The sequence below is a fragment of the Fodinicurvata sp. EGI_FJ10296 genome, from assembly GCF_040712075.1.
Lineage (GTDB): Bacteria > Pseudomonadota > Alphaproteobacteria > DSM-16000 > Inquilinaceae > JBFCVL01.
In genome coordinates, this window is sequence record NZ_JBFCVL010000022.1 from 1 (window position 1) to 5,087 (window position 5,087).

Sequence of the window (5,087 nt, forward strand, 5' to 3'; positions counted from 1 at the left end):
TTAGGTGGTTAAGTTATTGATATCATTGGGGTCAGATTCGCCCCTATTTGAAGATAGAAGATTAGAAGGTTCCGCTGTGGACAGTTTCCTCTGTGGATAAGTTAGGGGTTCTTAACCAATAGGTTGTGTAATTTCGTAGTCACAACCTATTATGGAGGGCTGATTTTGGTAATGTTTTGAACTGCGCACCAGCTTATGCATCTGGCTCCGTTCCGTTCGCCTATTGGCCTAGCCTATCAAGGGGTGTTGTTACCTGGGCGATATGCTGCCAGGGTTTAGGCTATATGGTGAAGTGCGAACAAAGCAGGGGGGCTTGGCCTACGCCCAAATCTTAGTCGTACTTTAAGGATAGTCAGCCTTATGCCGACATTATAGTAGGTGGATACTCGCCTTTCCAGGCGTGATATTGAGCCACGTCCTTAGCAGAATAGTGCATCCACCTATTATCGTCATACAGTTTTTCAACCATGCAATCGGAAGCTGGAAAGTGCCGATCTTTAACATCTACCCAGAAGCATGGTTTCTGTGTCTTTTTATTTATATCACCTGTGAAGAGACTGGATACACGATCCACCAAACTATCATGTACATGGATAACCCCATGCAAATGAGGATTTGTGCCGTGCATGGCCTCTGGAATACAAATTATGGTGGTAAGTTTATGCTGATTATTTGGACGCTGCCATCTGGGGCCGAGTAACTGACTGTTAAACCATGCCTCCAGATGCCTGATAATCCCCCTGGCTTTCACTTCATCCCAAGGGGTGTGTTCCCCAAACCGCAGGGTAAAAGCATATTGAGGGCAAGCAGCTTCCATCAAGTCTCGGATGGCCTTGGCGTATCGATCAGCTTCCGAAGCTGAAAGGGTATCAGGAGCCAGCAAACCAGACTTTGAACAGGTCGCGTTCTCGAAGCCGTGGATGCGAGCTGATGAGGCTTCGGGTAGGGCGGTAGCTGGGGCTTCCATTGCCATCACACAGCCCCCAATTCTGCGCCGTATGAGCGACATGCAGTGAGCGGGGAACCTTCAAGCTCCGATGAGATTGCGCGAAGGCTCTTCCTTGTCCGTGAAAGGCGAAGTTCGGTATTATATCTCCACCTGAGAGTGGTGTGGTGGTAAGTCTCGCCGGTCATGTGTTCGAGCCAGGCAGCTACACGGCGTTGTGAGAAGCCCTTCTCGATGTAGAGCAAAGCTTGCCGGAGATACTCCAGGCGTTCAGGGATGGCGATTGACCAGCGAGGGTCGTCTTCATCCAGTCGGTAACCGAACAAGGGCAGGCCGGCATTGCCGGTTCTGCGTCGTTCTTCGTACTGCCCATCCAAAAGCGATGGCCTCTGGATCAGGTTAATCGGATCAAGGGTTTCGTGTTCCATCGGCATAGGTATATGTACAACGGTGAGTTATACAAGACTTTTCTGTTGTATCCTCCGTGGAATCGACCAGAAATTTTATCGCCTCCAGCGAGCAGAACAATACATGAACAAACAGACTTGCTTCCAAAAACAATAATCTCAAATGGGGAATTTGATTCCGTCAGAACCAGAATAGGTCGTCCGTATTGAGCGGGTATATATGTACGGGCGGAGGGGTGGTGGCCCTTACCTGGCGGTCAGATGAAAGCCAGGCTTGGCAAGGTGTGATCGGTTTGATCTGCGAGGATGCAAAGTCCATTGGCGGCGATGCTCGATGCACCAGCGATGATATTACCTGGAGGCGCGATGCAGCGTCCATCGGCAAGGAAGCCGGTGACGACAGGGAAGCCTATATCCCGGCTGTCTGGAAACCCCATCCCCCTTACGGAATCCTCTTTGGCATAACCTACTAGCGATAACCTGGCGGTTATCACGTAGGCGAAGGGGAAGCCCCTTTCGAAACCCCAAGGCTTGATTCAGGACATGTTCAATAACGACCGTTTATGAACAGGGTGAAGCCCCCGACAAAACCAATGTTCAAAAAATACCTTGCGGAGTTATGAACAGTCCGACATTATGCACATCCATTATGAACACAAGGATGCGCCGGGATGCACACGTTCAGCTACACGCGGGTTTCGACAGCCGATCAACACACGGCCAACCAGGATCAAGAGATTGAAGCGGCAGGATATGCGGTTGATGCCGCCTATGCCGAGACGATCAGCGGGAAGGTGCCGGCAATGGACCGTCCAGAGTTCGTTCAGTTGATCGACGCTATCAGCCGCACCCGGAAGCCTAAGCGCCTCATCGTCACCAAACTGGATCGCCTGGGCCGTGATGCCGTGGACGTTCAACAGACGATCAAGCGGCTATCCGAGATGGATTGCTCTGTGAAGGTGCTCCAGCTCGGGGATCTTGATCTCACATCCTCGGCAGGGAAGTTGATCCTCGCCACGTTGTCAGCCGTGGCGGAGATGGAACGGGATCTTCTCGTTGAACGCACACAATCGGGCCTGCAACGGGCAAAGGCCCAGGGCAAGCAGTTAGGGCGACCACGGAAGATTGATCCGACAGATGTGCCGACGATCCGTGAGCGAATGGGTAAAGGTGAGACGATCTCGGCACTGGCGCGTGAGTTCAATGCGTCTCGGGCGACTATCATGCGCTTGGTCAGGTGATTAGTCGCAGTCAGTATATCCAGATCCCATGCATGCAGTCGCCCGTCTCTGAGCTTCATATATATCGTTATCTTCCATTGCTGTTTCTAAAAGTTCAATCATATGAAGGGAATTCGCTTCCCCGTTAAAAGAGGCTATTGTGGTCCACATGTATCCCGTAATGTAATCCCTCTGTACAATATTGCCTTGTATATACATAGCGCCTAGCCCTAGCTGCGCTCTAGCATGACCCTCCTGTGCAGATTTGTGCGACCAGAAATATGCTCTTTGACTATCCTGTTCGGTTCCTTCTCCACGGAGATACATATTGCTCAGGTTATATTGAGCATCCGCATGGCCTTGTTCTGCGGCATTACGGAACATGATATACGATTGATCATAACTTTGCGGGACACCAATACCTCCATAGTATAAGGAACCCAGCATATTCTGCGCTTCGGCGGCTCCGTTATTGGCAAGATCATGCAATTGATTTACTTGTGCTTCTGATGGCTGGGCTGAAGCACCCATCGGCAGGAATGCCATCACACCGATGGCGATGGCGGCCGCTAGATTTCTCATTGGCTTGTCTTCCCTGGATTTTCCTCAATCATGGGAGCACGATCCTATTCGTACGATCAAGGGAGGAATAGCCATGCAGGTTGAGGCAGGGAGTTAGTGCCGGTACTATCGTTGCATCTATAACCGGTACTAGGTGCGCCACTATGGCCGAAGATAATGCCGATGATGCAGCCGGTACATGGCTCACGATTGAGGATGCTGCGTCCGCTTTAGGGGTGAAGAAGGCAGCTATAAGATCACGGATAGCCAGGAAAACTCTACGTGTTAAGCCGGGCAAGTCACAGAACGATGGCCGCACAAGGGTATGGGTGCTGCACTCCGACGTGAAGGATGAAACTGGTACCGGTGCTAATGCCGACAATGATACCGATGATGGTGGCGACACTATAGCCGGTATGATGGCGGCTTTGCAGTCTGCCCATAGCGCAGAGATTGAGCGCCTTCGCTCGACACATGCAGAGGAAATAGACCGCTTGCAGCGATCACATGAAGCTGAGTTGAAACGTCTGGCAGAAGCCAATCGGGGATGGCTGGAAAGGCTTATCAGCAGCCTTCGAGGGCAGAAGTAGGAAGCCCATCAAGGGCCAGACTTTCGCTGACTGTCGTACCAGGATTCCATCACCTCTTGGTCGGATCGGGGATCGTCCGGTGTGACGGTAACCATTGGGGGCGGGACGGCGATCAGGTTGAGACCTGGCAAGTCTACAACACTATGCGGGGTGTTGGTTAGCTTGGCCTCGGTTCGGGCCTCATCGATGGCCGCGAGGAACATTTCGCGGAGGACGTTATAGGATTGCATGGCTAAAGCCCTTGTTGTGAAGGCTATACCATACGACAGGAAGCACACGATCGTAACCTATAAGTTGTTCCCTGTTGTGCTTGTATTATAGATAGGGTTGTTATTAGATGATAGCGTCCGTGTTTCCTTGGCGAATACGGTGCTTTCTCCCGACCCTGGGGCGTCTCAACTCAGCCCACGCTTCCTTTTTCGCCTCGGAATCCTTCCATCCCCAAGCCATGATAATGCCGATATACTTGCGGCCTCGTTTTCGTGGACGGATAGTCACGATGAAATCCGATAGGGCATTCACTTCCTCAAGCGCAGGCTTGATGGCGTAGGCGTTTAGGTCCGAATATCTGGGAAGTTTAGTTTCAGGTACACCCAGCAACTCTCTAAATTCATCGATTGTAAATTCCTCAACTGCACTATCCATACGAATTCGTCGGGCAACAGCTTCATACAAAGCGAGGGCGTATTTGCTATCAAAGGACGATAACACTCGTAGTTCTAGTTTACCAAACACGTAGGATTCTTTTAGGATTTCGATGAGTCTGTCATCGAAAGAGTATGTTAAAATTCCATCGGTTCGATCATCGTCATGGAAGTCAATTCCACCTAAAAGCTGAACCTGTCTTGTTCTACCGTCTGATAGGCGTACTGTTACAATGGTCTGTTGTAGAGAGGTTAGTACATCTCCTATCCTCTCATTTCCGGAATGTGATCCCTTAATCTCTTTGAGTTCTATTACAAAGCTCCGGTCATTCTCTCCAATCTCAGGGCCAAAAGCATTGTGCAACAAACGGTTATAAACCAGTCGGGCATATCGGGTTAAGGCGCTCTGCCCCCGAACATCAATCAGCTCGGCGGGCTTGAGCATCTCGCCAGGGCGGGGTTTTAGATCAATCGTTCGGTAGCGGGTTGTCATGGTGCGATGATCTGTGAGTTTGCAAGTACGGTCAACTCACCATCGACCCGATTCCTCACCGCGACCATCCCAGTTGCTCACCGCGACCATCCCAGTTGCTCACCGCGACCATCCCAGTTGCTCACATTTAGGTGGTTAAGTTATTGATATCATTGGGGTCAGATTCGCCCCTATTTGAAGATAGAAGATTAGAAGGTTCCGCTGTGGACAGTTTCCTCTGTGGATA

6 protein-coding genes are annotated in these 5,087 nt (G+C 50.8%); 2 read left to right on the forward strand and 4 right to left on the reverse strand.

Annotation, left to right across the window (positions count from 1 at the left end):
- Positions 1-358: 358 nt before the first annotated feature.
- Together ABZ728_RS21980 and ABZ728_RS21985 are read right to left on the reverse strand one after the other, a co-directional pair.
- Positions 359-973, reverse strand: a complete 615-nt coding sequence (locus ABZ728_RS21980) for a hypothetical protein (RefSeq protein WP_366658590.1) — start codon at positions 971-973, stop codon at positions 359-361.
- Positions 974-1,610: 637 nt separating this feature from the next.
- Entirely contained in the window at positions 1,611-1,790 is a 180-nt protein-coding gene (locus ABZ728_RS21985; protein WP_366658592.1) for a hypothetical protein, read from the reverse strand.
- 234 nt (positions 1,791-2,024) lie between these two features.
- Here ABZ728_RS21985 and ABZ728_RS21990 point away from each other — a divergent pair, with 234 nt between their 5' ends.
- Positions 2,025-2,594 carry a recombinase family protein gene (locus tag ABZ728_RS21990; RefSeq protein WP_366658593.1) on the forward strand — a complete coding sequence of 190 codons (570 nt, stop codon included), beginning with the start codon at positions 2,025-2,027 and terminating at the stop codon, positions 2,592-2,594.
- Here the strand turns inward: ABZ728_RS21990 and ABZ728_RS21995 are convergent, their stop codons facing one another.
- Positions 2,595-3,155 carry a tetratricopeptide repeat protein gene (locus ABZ728_RS21995; protein WP_366658594.1) on the reverse strand — a complete coding sequence of 187 codons (561 nt, stop codon included), beginning with the start codon at positions 3,153-3,155 and terminating at the stop codon, positions 2,595-2,597. It lies immediately after the preceding gene.
- Between the two features lie 143 nt (positions 3,156-3,298).
- Between ABZ728_RS21995 and ABZ728_RS22000 the strand changes: the two genes are divergently transcribed.
- The gene (locus ABZ728_RS22000) at positions 3,299-3,724 is read left to right on the forward strand and encodes a hypothetical protein (protein WP_366658595.1); all 426 of its coding nucleotides are present in this window, start codon (positions 3,299-3,301) and stop codon (positions 3,722-3,724) included.
- 333 nt (positions 3,725-4,057) lie between these two features.
- On the opposite strand, the gene ABZ728_RS22005 is transcribed toward ABZ728_RS22000, so the two are convergent.
- Positions 4,058-4,861 carry a replication initiation protein gene (locus tag ABZ728_RS22005; protein WP_366658596.1) on the reverse strand — a complete coding sequence of 268 codons (804 nt, stop codon included), beginning with the start codon at positions 4,859-4,861 and terminating at the stop codon, positions 4,058-4,060.
- Positions 4,862-5,087 lie beyond the last annotated feature (226 nt).

Excerpts from the sequence above, each read along its gene's own strand:
- ABZ728_RS21990 (WP_366658593.1), top strand. The coding sequence starts at position 2,025 with ATGCACACGTTCAGCTACACGCGGGTTTCGACAGCCGATCAACACACG.
- ABZ728_RS22000 (WP_366658595.1), top strand. The coding sequence starts at position 3,299 with ATGGCCGAAGATAATGCCGATGATGCAGCCGGTACATGGCTCACGATT.
- ABZ728_RS21980 (WP_366658590.1), bottom strand. The coding sequence starts at position 973 with ATGGCAATGGAAGCCCCAGCTACCGCCCTACCCGAAGCCTCATCAGCT.
- ABZ728_RS21995 (WP_366658594.1), bottom strand. The coding sequence starts at position 3,155 with ATGAGAAATCTAGCGGCCGCCATCGCCATCGGTGTGATGGCATTCCTG.
- ABZ728_RS22005 (WP_366658596.1), bottom strand. The coding sequence starts at position 4,861 with ATGACAACCCGCTACCGAACGATTGATCTAAAACCCCGCCCTGGCGAG.
- ABZ728_RS21985 (WP_366658592.1), bottom strand. The coding sequence starts at position 1,790 with ATGGGGTTTCCAGACAGCCGGGATATAGGCTTCCCTGTCGTCACCGGC.